The organism is Trueperella bonasi (genome assembly GCF_030811535.1).
Lineage (GTDB): Bacteria > Actinomycetota > Actinomycetes > Actinomycetales > Actinomycetaceae > Trueperella > Trueperella bonasi.
In genome coordinates this window covers 674,510-690,382 of the sequence record NZ_JAUSQX010000001.1, presented here as the reverse complement: position 1 = coordinate 690,382, position 15,873 = coordinate 674,510, and the positions used below count along the sequence as shown (strand labels likewise).

The 15,873-nt window shown below is 58.4% G+C and carries 18 protein-coding genes; 9 read left to right on the top strand and 9 right to left on the bottom strand.

The features are described 5' to 3' along the window. Nucleotides 1-116 precede the first annotated feature (116 nt). Entirely contained in the window at nucleotides 117-1,145 is a 1,029-nt protein-coding gene (locus tag J2S70_RS03300) for an L-idonate 5-dehydrogenase (RefSeq protein WP_307682326.1), read from the top strand. A gap of 31 nt (nucleotides 1,146-1,176) precedes the next feature. Here the strand turns inward: J2S70_RS03300 and J2S70_RS03295 are convergent, their stop codons facing one another. Then, the gene (locus J2S70_RS03295) at nucleotides 1,177-1,464 is read right to left on the bottom strand and encodes an alpha/beta fold hydrolase domain-containing protein (RefSeq protein WP_307682325.1); all 288 of its coding nucleotides are present in this window, start codon (nucleotides 1,462-1,464) and stop codon (nucleotides 1,177-1,179) included. Between the two features lie 163 nt (nucleotides 1,465-1,627). Then, a complete protein-coding gene (arfB, locus tag J2S70_RS03290) occupies nucleotides 1,628-2,080 on the bottom strand; it encodes an alternative ribosome rescue aminoacyl-tRNA hydrolase ArfB (protein ID WP_307682324.1) in 453 nt (150 codons plus the stop codon). A 66-nt stretch (nucleotides 2,081-2,146) separates the two neighbouring features. Here arfB and J2S70_RS03285 point away from each other — a divergent pair, with 66 nt between their 5' ends. Together J2S70_RS03285 and J2S70_RS03280 are read left to right on the top strand one after the other, a co-directional pair. Beyond that, a complete protein-coding gene (locus J2S70_RS03285; protein ID WP_307682323.1) occupies nucleotides 2,147-2,707 on the top strand; it encodes a GNAT family N-acetyltransferase in 561 nt (186 codons plus the stop codon). A gap of 531 nt (nucleotides 2,708-3,238) precedes the next feature. Beyond that, nucleotides 3,239-3,850, top strand: coding sequence for a class I SAM-dependent methyltransferase (locus J2S70_RS03280; protein ID WP_307682322.1), 612 nt, complete (start codon nucleotides 3,239-3,241; stop codon nucleotides 3,848-3,850). Here J2S70_RS03280 and J2S70_RS03275 read toward each other — a convergent pair. Then, nucleotides 3,847-4,962 carry an HNH endonuclease signature motif containing protein gene (locus J2S70_RS03275; RefSeq protein ID WP_307682321.1) on the bottom strand — a complete coding sequence of 372 codons (1,116 nt, stop codon included), beginning with the start codon at nucleotides 4,960-4,962 and terminating at the stop codon, nucleotides 3,847-3,849. The two genes, J2S70_RS03280 and J2S70_RS03275, sit on opposite strands and share 4 nt — an antisense overlap. A 63-nt stretch (nucleotides 4,963-5,025) precedes the next feature. After that, nucleotides 5,026-5,469 (bottom strand): DUF222 domain-containing protein, encoded by a 444-nt coding sequence (locus J2S70_RS03270; protein ID WP_307682320.1) that lies wholly within the window; start codon nucleotides 5,467-5,469, stop codon nucleotides 5,026-5,028. 210 nt (nucleotides 5,470-5,679) lie between these two features. Between J2S70_RS03270 and J2S70_RS03265 the strand changes: the two genes are divergently transcribed. After that, a complete protein-coding gene (locus tag J2S70_RS03265) occupies nucleotides 5,680-7,161 on the top strand; it encodes a hypothetical protein (RefSeq protein WP_307682319.1) in 1,482 nt (493 codons plus the stop codon). Nucleotides 7,162-7,174: 13 nt separating this feature from the next. Here J2S70_RS03265 and J2S70_RS03260 read toward each other — a convergent pair whose 3' ends face one another. From J2S70_RS03260 to J2S70_RS03250, 3 genes are all read right to left on the bottom strand, one after another. Next, nucleotides 7,175-8,425, bottom strand: coding sequence for a Glu/Leu/Phe/Val family dehydrogenase (locus J2S70_RS03260; RefSeq protein ID WP_307682318.1), 1,251 nt, complete (start codon nucleotides 8,423-8,425; stop codon nucleotides 7,175-7,177). Between the two features lie 91 nt (nucleotides 8,426-8,516). Beyond that, entirely contained in the window at nucleotides 8,517-9,125 is a 609-nt protein-coding gene (locus J2S70_RS03255; RefSeq protein ID WP_307682317.1) for a nitroreductase family protein, read from the bottom strand. A gap of 306 nt (nucleotides 9,126-9,431) precedes the next feature. Further along, nucleotides 9,432-10,349: a type IV toxin-antitoxin system AbiEi family antitoxin domain-containing protein gene (locus tag J2S70_RS03250; protein ID WP_307682316.1), complete on the bottom strand. Its 918-nt coding sequence runs from the start codon at nucleotides 10,347-10,349 to the stop codon at nucleotides 9,432-9,434. A 257-nt stretch (nucleotides 10,350-10,606) separates the two neighbouring features. Between J2S70_RS03250 and J2S70_RS03245 the strand changes: the two genes are divergently transcribed. Genes J2S70_RS03245 through J2S70_RS03230 form a run of 4 tightly spaced genes read left to right on the top strand, consistent with a single transcriptional unit; the run spans nucleotide 10,607 to nucleotide 14,013 of the window. Then, entirely contained in the window at nucleotides 10,607-11,344 is a 738-nt protein-coding gene (locus J2S70_RS03245) for a thioredoxin domain-containing protein (RefSeq protein WP_307682315.1), read from the top strand. A gap of 2 nt (nucleotides 11,345-11,346) precedes the next feature. Further along, nucleotides 11,347-12,348 carry a cytochrome c biogenesis CcdA family protein gene (locus J2S70_RS03240; protein ID WP_307682314.1) on the top strand — a complete coding sequence of 334 codons (1,002 nt, stop codon included), beginning with the start codon at nucleotides 11,347-11,349 and terminating at the stop codon, nucleotides 12,346-12,348. Then, nucleotides 12,345-13,535 (top strand): PQQ-binding-like beta-propeller repeat protein, encoded by a 1,191-nt coding sequence (locus tag J2S70_RS03235; protein WP_307682313.1) that lies wholly within the window; start codon nucleotides 12,345-12,347, stop codon nucleotides 13,533-13,535. The genes J2S70_RS03240 and J2S70_RS03235 overlap by 4 nt, the downstream gene beginning before the upstream one ends. Next, a complete protein-coding gene (locus J2S70_RS03230; protein ID WP_307682312.1) occupies nucleotides 13,492-14,013 on the top strand; it encodes a nitroreductase family protein in 522 nt (173 codons plus the stop codon). Before J2S70_RS03235 ends, J2S70_RS03230 begins: the two co-directional genes overlap by 44 nt. Here the strand turns inward: J2S70_RS03230 and mscL are convergent. After that, on the bottom strand, nucleotides 14,010-14,390 hold the full coding sequence (mscL, locus tag J2S70_RS03225) for a large conductance mechanosensitive channel protein MscL (protein WP_307682311.1): 381 nt from the start codon (nucleotides 14,388-14,390) through the stop codon (nucleotides 14,010-14,012). The genes J2S70_RS03230 and mscL overlap by 4 nt on opposite strands. A gap of 148 nt (nucleotides 14,391-14,538) precedes the next feature. Between mscL and def the strand changes: the two genes are divergently transcribed. Beyond that, nucleotides 14,539-15,105, top strand: a complete 567-nt coding sequence (def, locus tag J2S70_RS03220) for a peptide deformylase (RefSeq protein WP_307682310.1) — start codon at nucleotides 14,539-14,541, stop codon at nucleotides 15,103-15,105. Between the two features lie 16 nt (nucleotides 15,106-15,121). Here def and J2S70_RS03215 read toward each other — a convergent pair whose 3' ends face one another. Then, entirely contained in the window at nucleotides 15,122-15,739 is a 618-nt protein-coding gene (locus tag J2S70_RS03215; protein ID WP_307682309.1) for an FMN-dependent NADH-azoreductase, read from the bottom strand. Nucleotides 15,740-15,873 lie beyond the last annotated feature (134 nt).

Sequence of the window (15,873 nt, the reverse complement as noted above, 5' to 3'; positions counted from 1 at the left end):
CATAGCTGAGCGGGGCTCGGCATATGCATGAGTCATGCGCCGAGCCCCCGCTCCACTCAGTAGTTTGAACCTGCTGCCGCACACTTAGTAAGTTTCCGTTATATCTCCGAAAGGTAATGATGAAAGCCGTTATTGTTCATGGTCCGAAAGATTTAAGAGTTGAAGATATTCCGCGCCCGGAGCCAGGCGAAGGAGAAGTGCTTGTTGCCATGGAGTGGGGTGGAATTTGTGGTTCTGATTTGGCCTACTGGCAAACCGGGGTATCAGGCACCGCGGTATTGCGCGAGCCGCTGGTACTCGGGCACGAGGTAGCGGGCCGGGTGGCGCAGATCGGCCCGGGGGTGTCCGGAATCGAAGAAGGCATCCCAGTGACGGCGCATCCGGCGAGCTTTGTGGGCGACCACGAGATGCCGGCGGAGCTCGAACATCGCACGAATTTGTGGCCGGAAGTGCGATATTTTGGTTCGGCCGCATTTTTGCCCCACGAGCAGGGCGGTTTTAGCGAATATCGAGTTGTGCGCGCCGACCAGCTTCGCGTGGTACCTGAAAATCTTTCGACAAAAGAGGCGGCCCTAGCCGAGCCTTTCGGCGTCGCACTGCATGCGATCAATCAGGCCGGTGACGTGAAGGGAAAGAGTCTCCTAGTTAACGGCGCCGGCCCTATTGGACTGTTGGCCGTTGCGGGGTTGCGTGCTAAAGGTGCAGCTCACGTGACCGTTGCGGACCTTCAGGAAACGCCGCTCAAGATCGCGAAAGCGTTAGGCGCCGACGAGCTCGTCAATATTTTGCGCGGCGACGAACTTCCGCAGGACGTAGAAATCTCAATCGAGGCTTCCGGAGCTGCCGCAGCGCTTGGCGGAATCCTCAACGCGACTCGAAGGGGCGGAACTGTGGTGCAGGTGGGTAATCTGCCTGGAAATGAGGTGTCGGCGGTTCTTGGCGCCTTGGTCACGCGCGAAATTCACTATGTGGGTGCCTATCGTTTCGTTAACGAGATGGCGGATGCGTTGGAGCTGATGGCGGCGGGCCTCGACGTCTCGCCCGTGATGACCCACGAGTTTCCGATTGACGACGCCGTCGCTGCCTTCGAAACAGCGGCGGACCATTCCACCGGATCAGCTAAGGTGATGCTCAAGCTGGGTTAGTGCCATGCCGAGCTGCGCCTTCGACCCGCGTTCAATGCTCTTTCACCGATCGAGCGACAAGCGCGGGTTGATCGGTGTTCCATGTGTGCGAGGCGCCGTCGACGAGTGGGAGAAGCTGTATCTTCGTCAATCCTTTTGGCACGGTCAGGCACGCCGGTAAGATTGTCATCACTAGCTTTTGAAACTGCAGTGCAGCTTTTGGCGGATTGACCGCCGGCGCCGAAGCGTACACCGATCGCACCAGATGCGGATACCGCACGGCGAGGGTAAGGGTGAGAGCGGCGCCCATGGTGAGGGCAAAAATCTTCTTCGCTGTCATATTGCGTCCTTTCGCCTCCACGAACTTATTCGAGGTTCGGCTAAGAACTGGGCGCCAAGCGGGCTGGCACCAGAGTAGCACTGTGTCGCACACGAGCAATTCGTGGACAATTTTGGCGCAACCGGTCCACGACCGGCGTCGTCGGTTTTAGGTGTCCTCGGCTCTAGGCGTCGTTACGGCCGGGCCGGAGCCGTTTCCGCAGAGACTTAAGCTCAGAACGACGGCGTTTGGCGTCAAGTCGGCGCCGAACCGAGGCGCGTGTTGGTCTCGTTTTGCGACGTGGGACCGGTGGCGCTAGAGCATCGCGAATAATCGTAGCCATGCGCGCTCGAGCTTCCTTTCGATTGCGTATCTGAGAGCGATGCTCCGTGGAGCTGATTGTGAGAACTGTTCCGTCAAGCCGATGTCCCAATGCCTGAATTACGCGCTCACGCTGGTTAGCACTCAGGGCAGAGGTAGAGCCGAGGTCCATGGAGAGCTGCACCTTGGAGTCGGTCGTGTTTACTCCCTGCCCACCTGGCCCGGAAGATTTGGCGAATTTCTCCGTGAGGTCTGCTGCCGGGATGACGAGACCCTCGGGCGCTCCCGGGCCGGGCTCGATCCTTAAAGATTCCATGTCACCAGCTTACTGTTTGGCTTTACATGCCCGAGCTTGCGGGCCTAGTTGTGGTTAAATGTCCACATGTTCATATCTCGTGAGCCTAAGTTGCGGCGGTTGCGAAGTGGTGACGCTGAAGCCGTCTATCTCGCCTTTATTTCGAATCCTGATATGGCGCGCCAAGGTGACATTACAACTCTCGACGATGCTCGCCGTTATGTGGACCAGCTTGTAGACCCGGATTCGCCTCACGAGCCGTGGGCAGTGGTCGTGGGTGACGAGCTGGTTGGGTGCGTGTGCGTGACCGTGGATGCGGAGAATAAGAGCGGCTGGTTCTGGTATTGGATGGCTGATAGTGCGCGAGGTAGAGGATGGATGGGGCGGGCAGCCGCTACGGTTGCCAACTGGGCTTTCGCGGAGCGCGGCCTTGAGCGCCTCGAGCTCGGCCACAGGGTGAACAATCCTGCTTCCGGCGCGGTGGCCCGCCGCGCCGGTTTCGTACAGGAGGGAACCGAGCGGGCCAAGTTTTTGATCGACGGCGAGCGGATCGACGTCGACACGTATGGGCGCCTTCCGTCGGATCCGGCGCCGGCCGTGGAGCTGCTGACGATGGTCGAGGCACGATTGGCTTGGTGGTGCCGTTAGCTTTCAAAGAATGGCCACAAGTCAAACCGAGACGGGATTCAACTCATGCACATAGACTTGAATTTTAAATGAGAATGATTATCATTGCAGGGTGTGCTCAGGAGGTTCCATGGCTCGTTGTTAGTTCCGCGGATCGGTTGTGTCGATCCTTGCTGAGATTCATCAAGTTGCCAAAAGAGTGTCATGCCCCGGTCATGTGGGCCTCTGGCATGGCGTGGCTTTCGAGAAGGTTACCCCCCCGTTCTTGGCAGCGACTTTCACGCTCAGGGCGGGCGCCGCACTCACCCATCGGGCGCCCGCCCATGAACATCCGCGCTCATTAATATCGAAGTCCATAAATATCGATGTCCATCAGTATCTGAATCGCCCATCAAGCCAACCAGGGGGTGGTATACAGTTCATAGGTCGGCCGGAATCAGTGCTCATCAATAAGGTAGCGGTCCGCGATGTTGGTGACGTGCCTACGTTCGAAAAAATGCAGAAACGAGTGCCACTCGGTGAGTGTGCGCAGATTGATCTAGGGTAGTTATTATGAATCATTCCAATATGGCTGCTGAGTGGGATGCTCGGTACGCGGCCTCAGAACAGGTATGGTCCGGTCGGGTTAATCGGTTATTGCCTGAAGAAATCAAACACCTGAACCCAGGCACAGCACTAGACGTAGGCTCGGGCGAGGGCGCCGATGCGGTGTGGCTCGCAACGCAGGGTTGGAAAGTGACAGGTGTCGATATTTCCTCGGTAGCTGTAGAGCGAGCGCGTGGTAATGCCAAGAACTCTGGCGTGTCCATCGATTTTAGAGCTGAAGATATTTCGACGACGACAGGCAGTTTCGATCTTGTTTCCGCCTTTTATGCCACGGTTTTGCAAGAGACGGACATGCTCGATCATATTCTCGAGCTCGTTGCACCTGGTGGCACGCTCATTTTTGTTCATCACGTACACCCGGATGACGAGCACCCTGCGGGCTACCGCGAGCATCGGCCGGGATTCACGAGTCCGTTCGATGTGCTAGCGGTGTTGGAGCGGCGCACATCGGGCCAGCCAGCCACTGGCGAGTGGCGGATCGACCGGTTCGAGATCATCGATAACGGCGAAAGCCAGCGTCATCGGTTCGATGCAATCTTGCGAGCAACGCGCCTTTAGCCCGCGCGTTCTCGATGAATTTTCTCCGGATCTAGCAATATCCCCTGATCTGACAACTCTTGGTAACCTGACTCCTCTCGGCGATCTGGCAGCTTTCGGCGCCCCGATAACTCTCGGCCATCTGGCGGCGGTCTGCGGTCGAGCGGATCTCGGATACAAATCCCATTTTTATCAATAAATACCCAGCCGCCCTCGTAATGCTTGATCGTAATGTTTTCGGCATGTACTTTTTCGTGGTGGTACCAGCACAGCATGATGAGGTTATCGATGTCGGTTCGCCCGCCATCTCGCCAGTGTTGAACGTGGTGAATGTGTGAACTTTGATAGAGCTGATCGCAGCCCGGATATCGGCATGTTCGATCTCGTGCTATCACTGCCCGAGCTTGTTTGGGAGTGCAAGTTCGCGAACTTCGCCCAACATCGAGTTCCGCCGATTTTGGCCCCAAAACAATTCGCGCGATTTCCGAATCACATAGAATCGTTTGCAATTGGGAGGGCGTTAAAGGCCTGCCATTTTCAAGAGCGGCGGGTTCGAGCCCTTCGAAGTGTGAGCTTGCAATACCGGCCGGAATGACGGCCTTCAGCTTGCCAAGCTGCGCATCTTCGCTACCAGCCATGCTGCCTGCGCCAGCTGAGTATTCGCCACCCGTCGCATCAACCGCTGCATCCGCTCCCACCGTTGCCGCATCGCCAGCCTCACGCGCCCGCAGCCCCGCGACAGCCAACATTGACAAATCGGTGAGCACCGAGACGTGCGGAACCATGCGGGCCGACGGCTGTGTATCCGCATACTGCGTGACCTTCGTGAAGATATTTATGAAGGCCCCCGCGCGCCGCTCGTTATACTCGCCCGTGGCGCCCAGAGCTTTCCTACCCATCGCGGCGTTGAGCATTTTGTTGACCATCTCGCCGTTCTTGTCGGTCAAGAACCCGTTGAGCATCCAGCCCTCGTCCTTTTCGAACAGGTTAAGCACCTGCTTGCGCGCCTCCTTAACGGCTTCGCGCTCCTGCGCCACGAGTGTGAATGTGATGGCCCACGCCTTGACGCGACGACGGAAGCGCTCCACGTTCATCGTGAGTGCGGCTTCGAGCAACGCGGCCTCGCCTTCCACCGGGCATTCGAGCTTGTGCTTCAGACAAGCATCTTTGAGCGCATGCCGAACCGGATCGATATATTATTCGCTCAACCGCCCAGCCTTCGCCTCCGCCATAAACAGCGGCAGATCCTCGCGCATTGCTTTCGCACGGTGCACCGTGTCTCGCGCCTTTTTGTGCGGATTTTGCGCGACCTGGCTTTCAAATTCGTCGAGCGTGCGCATTGGCCTGCCAACCCAATCTCGATTTGAATCGGCTGCCGCGAGAATATCGTGCCGAATGGCGCTTAGCCGATTGCGTTGCGTGGCCAACTCTTTCAGCAACGCCATGCGCGATTCCGCCTCGAGGTTATCGGCATTCAACTCTGCTAAAACATCTAGCCCCGCGATTACCATGTCAATCTCGTACGTGGCAGGATCGAAGGCGACACCGGCCGCTTCGAGGTCTGCAGCGGCTTTTTCCGAATGGGCTTCGCGGCCAAGATCGTCAGAAAAAATGGGATCCGATACATTTACGTACGACACGGTGAGCACCTCCTTCGGTACGGTTTGGGGCTTTCGTGGTGAACGCGGACCCCGACGGTGAGTAACTATTTTTAGTCTACAAAGACCCTCCGACAAAATTTTCGCACCCGCCCCGTGCCCGCCGCCCGCCGTCGTCGTTCGCCTACCGGTAACCCAAGCGCGCCCACGAAAGATGTCCGATGATAGTCCTAACGCGAAAAGGGGTGCACGGTGCGCAAAACAACCACCGCGAAGCGGTTCATCTTCAATTTCCTGTGGCCGTTCTTGGCGGTCATCCTCGTGGCTCTGGTTTACGGCGTCTCGCGCTGGGCAGCCGATCCGGCCTCCGGCCTGAAAGAACTCGCCATCGTTATGGACCACGTGCGCGCACTATTCATCTCAAACTCGGTAGATTTCGGCGAATACACGGGGCTCGCAGTCGGCTGGATTACTATCGTCGCGTTGCTGACCACGGTGATGTCCTTCGCCGACGTCGCAACTGACGATTCCAGCTCCCAACAGGAACTCGAAAGCGACAACGAACGCATCCGGCAGTGGATCGCCGCACAGGTCCCGGCCCCCGATGACCACGTTCTGCGCGACGAAGATTCAATCCGCGAACAGCACGGCTCCTTCCGCGCCCAGCTCGCCGGCGCGACCCTGCTCGAAGAAGACTTCGACCAACGCGTTGACGCCGCACTCGAGCGCCGCCCAGCCGATTCGCACACCGGCTCCGGGAACTTCCACACCTTCATCGACTTCTCCGGTCTGGTGATCGCGCTTCTAGGCGCGTGGAGCTTCTTCTACCTGTGGTCCGCGGCCGCGGACCACCCCAATTGGGTCCAGCTGCTGACCACCGCTCTCATTGTGCTCGCCTGCCAAAACCTCGCCAAAATCCTCGACGGCCTCGACTCAACCATCACCCAAAAGCACGCCGACGCCCAAGATCAGGCCCGCAGCCTCGATTTCATTCACCAGACGCTTACCAGCGACGACGTCGGCAGCCAGCTTGCCGATTGGCACGACGGCGTCGACGATCACCTTTCCGGTATCAGCGCAGAACGGGCCCGCCAAAGCGACGCCGTGGCTGGCATCGCGCAAAGCCACGCCTTCGATCGTTGGCCACTGAACTATGTGCGCAGCTGGTTCGCACTCTCGCCATACGTGATTAGCCTGCGGGCTGCGGTGTTGATCATCGTGCCCGCGGTACTGTTCATCGGGGTGTCCTACGTGGCGATTGGCAACACTGACGGTAACTTCCTTCTCGCCCGCAAACTCGTGTATATCGGTGTGGCCGCCGGTGCGAGCGGATTTGTTCACTACATCGCTTTACGTCCATATTTTGCTCCCTATGGCCGCGATCTCGGCCTGGCGGTCATGGGGCTACGCGGCTACCAGACTGGGCACTCCACTTTACAAGGATCGTTTTCGCTCGGGCTTTCTGGCTTGTTCACCGTGATCGCGTTCGCCGGTTTATTTGCGCATGCCATGCGGATTTCTGCGCTGCTCGAACCGCTATGGCGGGCTGGCTACATGCTGATCGCCAGCCTTGCCATCCTCGTGATGCTCGTTGGCGTGTGGCGTACCGCAACGTACTTCAGCGCCTCGCGCACCATGCGCCGCACAGCCCACAACCAGATCCACGCAACCATTCTTGATGCCCAACACGAACTGGCCCGCATCCACCGGGATGCGGGCAGTCGAGCAAGCTAAACGTACGGGCGCTTTACGGGAATAGCCCGCGCATCTTGTGAGCGTCGAGCACGCGCTCCACAGCCATCGATACGGCTGCCTCACGTAGGTTCACGCCGTGCTCGTCGGCGAACTTCACGACGTCGCCCCACACCGCAAGCATCGCCGATTCCTGCGATTCCTGAACGCGCTCAAGATCCCAGAAGAAATTATCCCGGCTCTGAACCCACTCGTAGTACGACACGAGCACGCCGCCCGAATTCGCCAGAATATCTGGCACGACCAGCACGCCCTTCTCGTTCAAGATCGCGTCGCCGGCGCCCGTCGTCGGGCCATTGGCGCCTTCAACCACGACGCGCGCTTTGACGTCACTAGCATTCTTCTCCGTGAGCACGGCTTCCACGGCAGCTGGCACGACGGCGTCGACATCCAGCAACAGCAACTCAGCCGGATCCATCGCCTGCGCGCCCGCAAAGTCTACGACCTTGCCGGTCTCATCCACGTGCCCGGCAAGCGCCTTCGTATCGATCCCATCGGCGTTGTAGACCGCGCCGAACACATCGGAAACCGCCACGACCTTCATCCCGGCGTCGTCCATAAACCGTGCCGCCCCGCGGCCAACCTTGCCGAAACCCTGAACGGCCACGGTGGCGCCCTCTTCATGGATGCCGAGGTGTTCGAGCGCGGCACGCGTGGTGATGTAGACGCCAAGCGACGTCGCCTCAGCGCGGCCTAGCGAACCGCCCAAGGACACGGGTTTACCGGTCACGATGCCTGGCTCGGTATAGCCAACCGCTTGGGAATACGTGTCCATGAACCAGGCCATCGTCTGCGCGTCGGTGCCCATATCAGGCGCCGGAATATCAACCTCCGGGCCAATCACAGGGAGCAATTCGTGCACGTACCGGCGCGTGATCCGCTCGATCTCGGCCTGCGAGTACTCCGCGGGATTAAAGGCGATACCGCCCTTCGCGCCGCCGTAGGGCAGATTAAGGAGCGCCGCCTTCCACGTCATGAGCATTGCCAACGCGCGGACCTCTTCCATGTCCACGTTTTCCGCGTACCGCACGCCACCCTTACCCGGGCCGCGGCTCCAATTGTGCTGGATCCGGTAGCCCTGCAGAACGGTCATTGTACCGTCGTCGCGCTGTACCGGTACCGCTACCGTAACTTCGCGCCGCGGTGTGGCAAGCAGTGCGTAATCGTCATCGCTGAAGCCGAGGATTTCCTGCGCGCGCTTGAGCTGCGCTTTGGCGTCATCGTAGGGGGTGGGCGTTGTGCTCACGAGGTGCCTCCTTAAAGTTTTCACTCCAATCATAGGCACTTCGCGGGCGTGGGGAGCGCGTGTCCACGAAGTTCGGCGATAGCGGCTGAACTTAAGCGATAAAGACGTGTTCCTCGGGCGCAATCGAAGGTTTTTGTGCGCCCGGCTCTTCGATGGAGCCGAACGGCATTTGCGCGAGCATTTCAAAATCGGCCGGGAGGCCAAGGTATTCGCGGATCTTCGCGTCGTATCCCTGTTCGTAGCCGACGTTGAAGTGCTGTAGCGAGGCGCCAAGACCGAGTTCGGTCAGTGCGAGCCATACGCCGAACGCGGCAATGCCGTGGTTGTTTTCTTTGTAGAGCTCGTTGCGGTCCGGGCTGAGCCCCATGTTTTCCACCGCGTCCCGGCTTTCAAACATGAGAACCGTGCCCAGGCCCTTCTTGGCCTGCTCAAAACGCGGCGCAAATATTTCGTACATTTCGGGGCTTAGCGCGGTTTTCTGGTCCTCATGCACCATGTCCCATACGGCATCACTCTTTTCTCCGGTGACGATTACGAGGCGAGTGCTTTGGCTGTTGACAGCGGAGGGTAAGCGGCCTGTGATGTTGCGAAGTGTGGCGGCGACATCGTCCACGGTGACATCCGAGTTGGTGCCAATTTCGTAGACGGAACGGCGCGCGTGAACGAGGTTGGCGAAGGTGGTTGAGGTGTTTGCTGTCATGATACGTCTCCTAGGGTGGTTGAAAATTCTACTATCTAGTTAAGCACTGACAGGCGAAAAATGGAACTCCAAGCGAGCTACTTCACCCACCGCGCATTTCCTCTTGAAAATCGGCCCTTTTCGCCGCGAGCGTCGATCTAAACGCTCCGATTCAGCACTTTTGCGCGCCCCTCCGAGTAGCCGCCGCCTCAGCTCGCCGTCTAGCCCGGCCTCCAGCCCACCTTCCCGCCAGCCGTCTAGCTTGGCCAAGCGCGCACTTTTCGACCCTCCGCGCTCGCTATTGGTGAGTTCAACGGTCTAGCCTGGCTAAGCGCGCACTTTTCTCAGATGTTTACGCTGTTTAATAAGCGAGTTCAGCATCCGAACTGTGTCACCCCAGTGATCCCAGATCTGTTCATAGCTCAATTCCACAACGTTATAGCCAAGTTCTTCGAGCGTTGCCGCCCGCCGGCGGTCGTGGATATAAGCCGCAAGCGCGCCATGAAAGGCGATCGAATCGGATTCGACCACAAGAGATTGCCCAACAAGGGCGTCCACCCGAATATTTGGAGTTATCTGTGCCTGTTGTTGTACCTTGACGCCTCGGCGCCGGAAGTGATGTGCAACCCGCGTTTCGGAGCCAGATTCCGAGAGCACTTGAAAGTTCCAGAGCCTGTGAGCCACGGTTGGTGGCAGGCGCTCAAGCATCGCGCACACCCACTCCTCACTCACACGCCCCTGATTGAGTGCCGATTCAATCACGACCAGCGCAGTTTCCGAATCGTGCCAGCGCGAAACCTGTTCCACTGCATCTTCCACCGATGCCACCAGCTCCTCTTTGCTACCGGGCCACCGGTGTAGGCACGCGCGCGATCGCCCACCGGTAGCTTTCCATACCCGCTTCTTCGTCATCTCGCCGCTGTCCCAATTGTTTAACAGCACATGGATATCGGTGGCAGCCTGCCCTGAGGAGGGAACATAGGAACACATTGTTCCTTTCGGGTCGGGATTTCCAGCGAAATCTAACCGCGGCTTAGGCACCCACAGGCTGTGATATTGTGCGGCGGATAGACAACCTAGCCTAGTGTGAGCTTGCGCCGCGAGGATAAGCGCTTCGTCGGCGCCTTCCATCGCGTACCACCCTTGGCTCACTCGCTGCAGTGAGCCCTCGCGAACGAGGCGTTCTATCATTCGCGCTGAATAACCCTGCTCAACGAGTGCGGATCTGCGAAAAATCTGATCCATGGGAACAGTGTTAAGAAATCCGCCAAAGTTAGCTTCCGACAACAGCCCAAATGTGGAGAGTGCCAACATTTTCGCCGCTGTGGATAAATTCCCGCCCGCGTCGCCGTGCATTGGTGATTCTCATGAGAACCTTCACTGAGCCATCAGAGACACTCTGTGCGCCTTTGCTCTCCTGTGGCATGATGTCTATTGTATCTGGAGTTATTACATTCAATGGATGCTCGTTGAGGAACGAGCGCCATGTGCGAAGGGGAAATATGGCAAAGCGCAATCAGCTGCTCACCTGGGGAGTGCCGATAGTCGTCATTCTTATTGCCGTAGCGCTCATTGCCTACGTGCTTGGAAAGCAGCAGTCCAGTACCGAAACGCAGCCTGCCCAAACTCAGACGAACGCGCCAGTCCAAGGCCCCAGCGCGCCGAGTAGCGTCCAACAGCCCGCCAGACCCGATTATGCCGCCCTTGAGCGCCGAATTGAGGGCGATCCTCTCGCGATAGGTGCCATTGATGCGCCGGTGGTTCTAGTCGGTTTTTCGGATTACCAATGCCAGTTCTGCGCCAAGTGGTCTAACGATACATTGCCTGCGCTTCAGCCCTATGTCAACGCCGGTGATTTGCGGATCGAATGGTATGACGTATCAATCTTTGGCGAGGACTCGCATCGGGCTGCACTTGCCGCATATGCGGCCGGCCAGCAGGGTCAGTTTTGGCAGTATCATGCCCGGCTTTTCCCCAACGGAGGCATCCTCGATGCGTCAGATTTAACCGAAGATGCTCTCATTGAACACGCGGCGGAACTCGGCCTAGACACGGATCAATTCGCCGCCGACCTCGCCTCGGACGAAGTGCGCCAGGCCGTTGAGGCAAACATGTCCACCGGCCTCGAATACGGCGTGTTTTCCACGCCTTCGTTCACGATTAACGGCCAGCCAATCGTTGGCGCTCAGCCGACGCCAGTGTTTACCGACGCCGTCGAGGCCGCGATTTCGGCGGGGTAGTCATGGACATCGGGTTTGTCACCGCGTTCGTCGGCGGGATGCTCGCCCTTCTTTCGCCGTGCGCAGCACTTCTCCTGCCAGCATTTTTTGCGTCCACAATAAACTCTGGGGCACGCCTTGTGCTGCATTCGATCGTGTTTTATTTAGGGCTGATCGTGGTGCTCGTACCTCTCGGAGTGGGAGCAGGCGCCTTTGGTTCGCTGTTCGTCACGCACCGCAACACCTTGATCACCGCCTCCTCGGTTTTGTTAATCGTTCTAGGAATCGCCCAAATATTCGGATTCGGTTTTGATCCCGGCAAGCTCATTCCCGGGCAGGAGGAGCGGCAGTCCAAGTCGAAGGCCGCCACGGGTTTCGCCAAGACTTTCCTTCTTGGCACGACGTCGGGGGTCGCCGGTTTTTGTGCCGGGCCTATTCTGGGCGCGGTTTTGACGATGGCGGCTGCGAGCGGCAGTACCGTCACGGCTGGCCTGCTGCTTGCCACTTATGGCGCTGGAATGGTGGTGCCACTGATCGTCATAGTTGTGCTGTGGCGGCCGCTTGGTGAGCGTGGCCGATCCGTTTTGCGCGGCCGCACCTTCACGATGTTGGGCAGGCAATTCCACACCACCTCAGTCATCACCGGCTTGCTGATCGTAGGTATTGGGGTTCTGTTCTGGCGCACCAATGGGCTGATAGGCGTGCCAGAAATTATTCCGATCGACGCTCAGGCCCGGCTGCAAAGCGCGGCGCAAGCGCTATCGCACCCCATTGTGGAAATCGTGGCAATTGTTCTGATAGCGGCCCTGATCTTGGCGCTTTGGTTCCGTTACCAGACACGCGGCGAGGCAGATAAAAACGACGCCGAGCATGCCCAAGAGCCCAGCTTTGCCGGCGCGGATAGCCTTGGCACGCCCAACTTGATCGGGTCGGAGAACCCTAGGGGGCCGGCTGTATCCGCCAGCGATCCCGCCGATCAAGCTGTTAAGCCTTCAAGTAATCCTGAACCTGAGGAACGCGAATGAATACGCGCCTTCGCTTTTCTGCGCTGGCACTCGTGGGCGCCCTAGCAATTGCCGGCTGCACCTCGGAAGATTCCGTATCTGATGCGGCTGTGGACCGCACTGTTCAAACCGAGAATCTGGCCCCCGAAGTGGTTGACGTGTCAGATATGAACGTGCCGAATTCACTGGTTGGTTTGACTGTGATCGATCCCAACTGGATCACGCCGGCGCAGTACGCTTCTGGGGTTTATTTGGGTGCGAAGGACCTGGGGGAGGCGCTCGAGTTCACCGCGATATCGGCGGCCGGTGAGGTGTTGTGGTCGGTGGAGCGCCCACGTTCGTGCACGGGTTTTGCCGTGGCGCAGACCAGCGATGGGCGCTCAATTGCGGTGCTGCTCGATATTGAAAGCACCGAGGATGCGCTCTCGCAAAATACGGCAACCGCCTACGATTTGCTGACGGGTGAAACCGTCTGGGGTCCGATTAATGTTCCCGGCCCATACCAGGGGCCGGGTTTGGTGTTTGCTTCGCCACCGCAGGACTTCATGGGGGAGTCCGGCCCGCGAGTTGCGCTTAATCCCGACGACGGCTCGGTCATCTTAGACGAGATCAGCGGCCCGCAGATCTTGGGCGATTTTTCTGGCACAGTGCTCGCTGCCGACGGCGGACGGCTTTTTGCGCATTCGTCGAGCACTTCGCAACAGATGTGGGAGATTGAGCTTGCAGATTACCAGTTGGACGGTCAGGAACTACGCGGGTTTGTCGACGAACTGGCCGCGGAGAATTTTGCGCTCCTATCGATCAATAGTGGCCCCGGTCCAGTGCTAGATCTAGCGACCGGCGAAGTCCTCATCGAACGGGCGGTCGATATAGGCGAGGACCCGATGACGGGAGCACTCATCGTGTTGGATGAACGCGGCTTGCATTCATTTGACGCGCAGAAAAATCTCCTCTGGTCGCACGCAGTCGCGGAGCAGACGAAGCTGGAAGCAGTTGGCGGCGTATTCGCCTATCTGCGCAGTGACGATAGCGTGCGCGCTTTGAACGTGTTGACCGGCGCGGTTGCGATGGCATACGTGGAAGGCACGCCGGGGCCGATTCTCGTGCCGGCTCATCTTTCCCCCGAAGGGGCGGGTTTACTCTACGACGCCGACGGCGGGCTACTTGTGGCCGCCATCGATCAGATGCCGCCCACCGGGGGAATGTAAGCAGTCCCAACTTTTGGCGGCGGTAACGCCCGTTGCCGACCACAAGTCTTTGCGCCCCTGGCGGCTGATTTTGATCCGCGGGGATGAGCGAATGGCGCTCGCGAATGCCCTGGACGAGGCGCAGAGCATCGAGCGGGAAGAAGGAGAGTTCAACACCAAGCCGTTCCGCGCTGAGCTGCTGATCGCCGTCGTCGCAAGTCCGAAACCGCACCCGGACGTGCCCGAATGGGAACAGCACGCAACCGCTGCGGGCGCCGGGCACCTGCTGGAACTCGCGTTGTGGCGCGGCGGCTGGGGAGTGATGTGGCGAACCGGCATCTACGCTAATTCTCGGCCTGTTCGCCAGGCGCACGGCCTAGCTGACCAGGAGCACCTCATGGGCTGGCTTTACGTGGGAAATATCGAAGACTCGATCCGGCGCAGTTTATCTCCCGCATGCCGCGCTAGGCACACGGGCTATAGACGTACTGGTTCTTAAAGTTCGCGGCCGGTCTTGAGCAGGTCGCGGATCTCTTCGAGAAGGATCGCCTCGTCGGTCTTAACCGGGGATTCGTCTTCCTTCGGCTGGGTTAGCTTGTTCATTGGTACAACGACGAAGAAGTACAGTGCCGCAGCAATTATGAGGAAATTGACGGAGGCCGTCACGAGTGTGCCCGGGTAAATCTTGGCGCCGTTGAGATCGATCGTCCAGATCATGTCAAAGTTTGGCTTGCCAAAGATGGCGCCGATCAGCGGCATGAGAATCTGCTCGTTCAGCGCGGTCACAATGGCTGAAAACGCGCCGGCGATGATCACGCCAACCGCGAGATCCATAACGTTGCCACGCGCAATGAAATCTTTGAAACCTTTAAGCATGGGAGTCCTTTCGTGTGTGGGCCCCGCATGTGGCAAGGGCCGCATGAAGGCACCCTCGCTCACCACTAGATTTTATCCATTCCAGAACAGTGCACCATTTCAGGCTCTCGATTGTCGTGGACATCACCGGGTGGTTTACCCTTAAGCCATGATTTATCCAATACACGTGTACGGCTCGCCCGTTCTTCACAAAGTTTCTGAGCCGGTGGAGGATTTCGACGACGATCTGGCGCAGCTCGTTGAAGATATGTACGAAACAACCGTGGCAGCTCCCGGGGTCGGGCTTGCCGCGCCGCAAATCGGTTTGGACATGGCAATGTTCGTGTGGGTGTATGAAGATCACGACGGGCCAGAACGCGGCGTGGCAATCAATCCGACGCTGCTTATTGAGCCAATTGACACCCTCGAGCCAGACAAGCTGGAAGACTCTGAAGGCTGCCTGTCATTTCCCGGCTATCCATTTCCGTTGCGCCGATCACCCTACGCTTTTTTGCGAGCGCAAAACGAGCGAGGGCAATGGTACGAGCTGGAGGCTGAGGGATGGTTTGCGCGCATTCTCCAGCACGAATATGACCACCTTCAGGGCCGTATTTTTGTCGATCGGCTCCAGGGCAAAACTGCGAAGAGAGTGTCGCAGATTATGAAGGCTGAAAAGTGGGGTGAACCGGGGATCCAGTGGATCCCCGGCGAGGATTCTCCCTACGAGGAAGGCTAAGCGCTACCTACGCTGCCTAGATGCTACGCGCGAGTTCCCTGACTCGTTCGAAGGCGCCTTCCATGATCTCCTCTGCGCGATCGGGGTCATGATCCATGCCTTCGGCTGCAATCTGGTCAACATCACATCCGAGGAAGCTGAAGACTCCCTTGACGTACTGGCAGGCCGGGTCTTGAGCGTCGAAGTGCCCGCCGGAGGCCTGCAAGTGCACGACGCGTTTGCCGCCCGCGAGTCCCTCGGCCTCGCCCTGCTCGTTATAACGGAAGGTGCGCCCGGATACGACGACGGTGTCAATCCACGCCTTCAAACGGGTGGGAACAGATAGGTTCCACAGGGGATTGGCGATGACGACGAGGTCGCTGTCTAAGAATTGCTGGGTGTAGTTGTTGAACAGGGTGATTTTGTTTTGCTGGGCTGACGATAGGTGTGCAAAGTGTTCGCCATCGCCAAGTGCTTTCCAGCCGGTCAGGAGGTCAAGATCGATTTCGGGAATGGCCACCTCGTATAGGCGTAGCTCCTGCACACGTGCATCGGGATGGGATTCTTTGAATGACTCGACGAACACGTCAGTCATGTGCATTGATCGTGAAGCGTTGGCCTCGAGTGGGTGTGCTCTAATGATTAAAGTGCGCAATGAGCTGTCCTTTCATTTCGATACGGGCAGGCGTTGGCGCCGACCAGCAGTACCACCCTATCAAGGAGTGCCTTGACGGCGATTTTCGCCCGATACCGTGCTAGATTTTTGGCGGTTACTAAATTTGGCTTGGT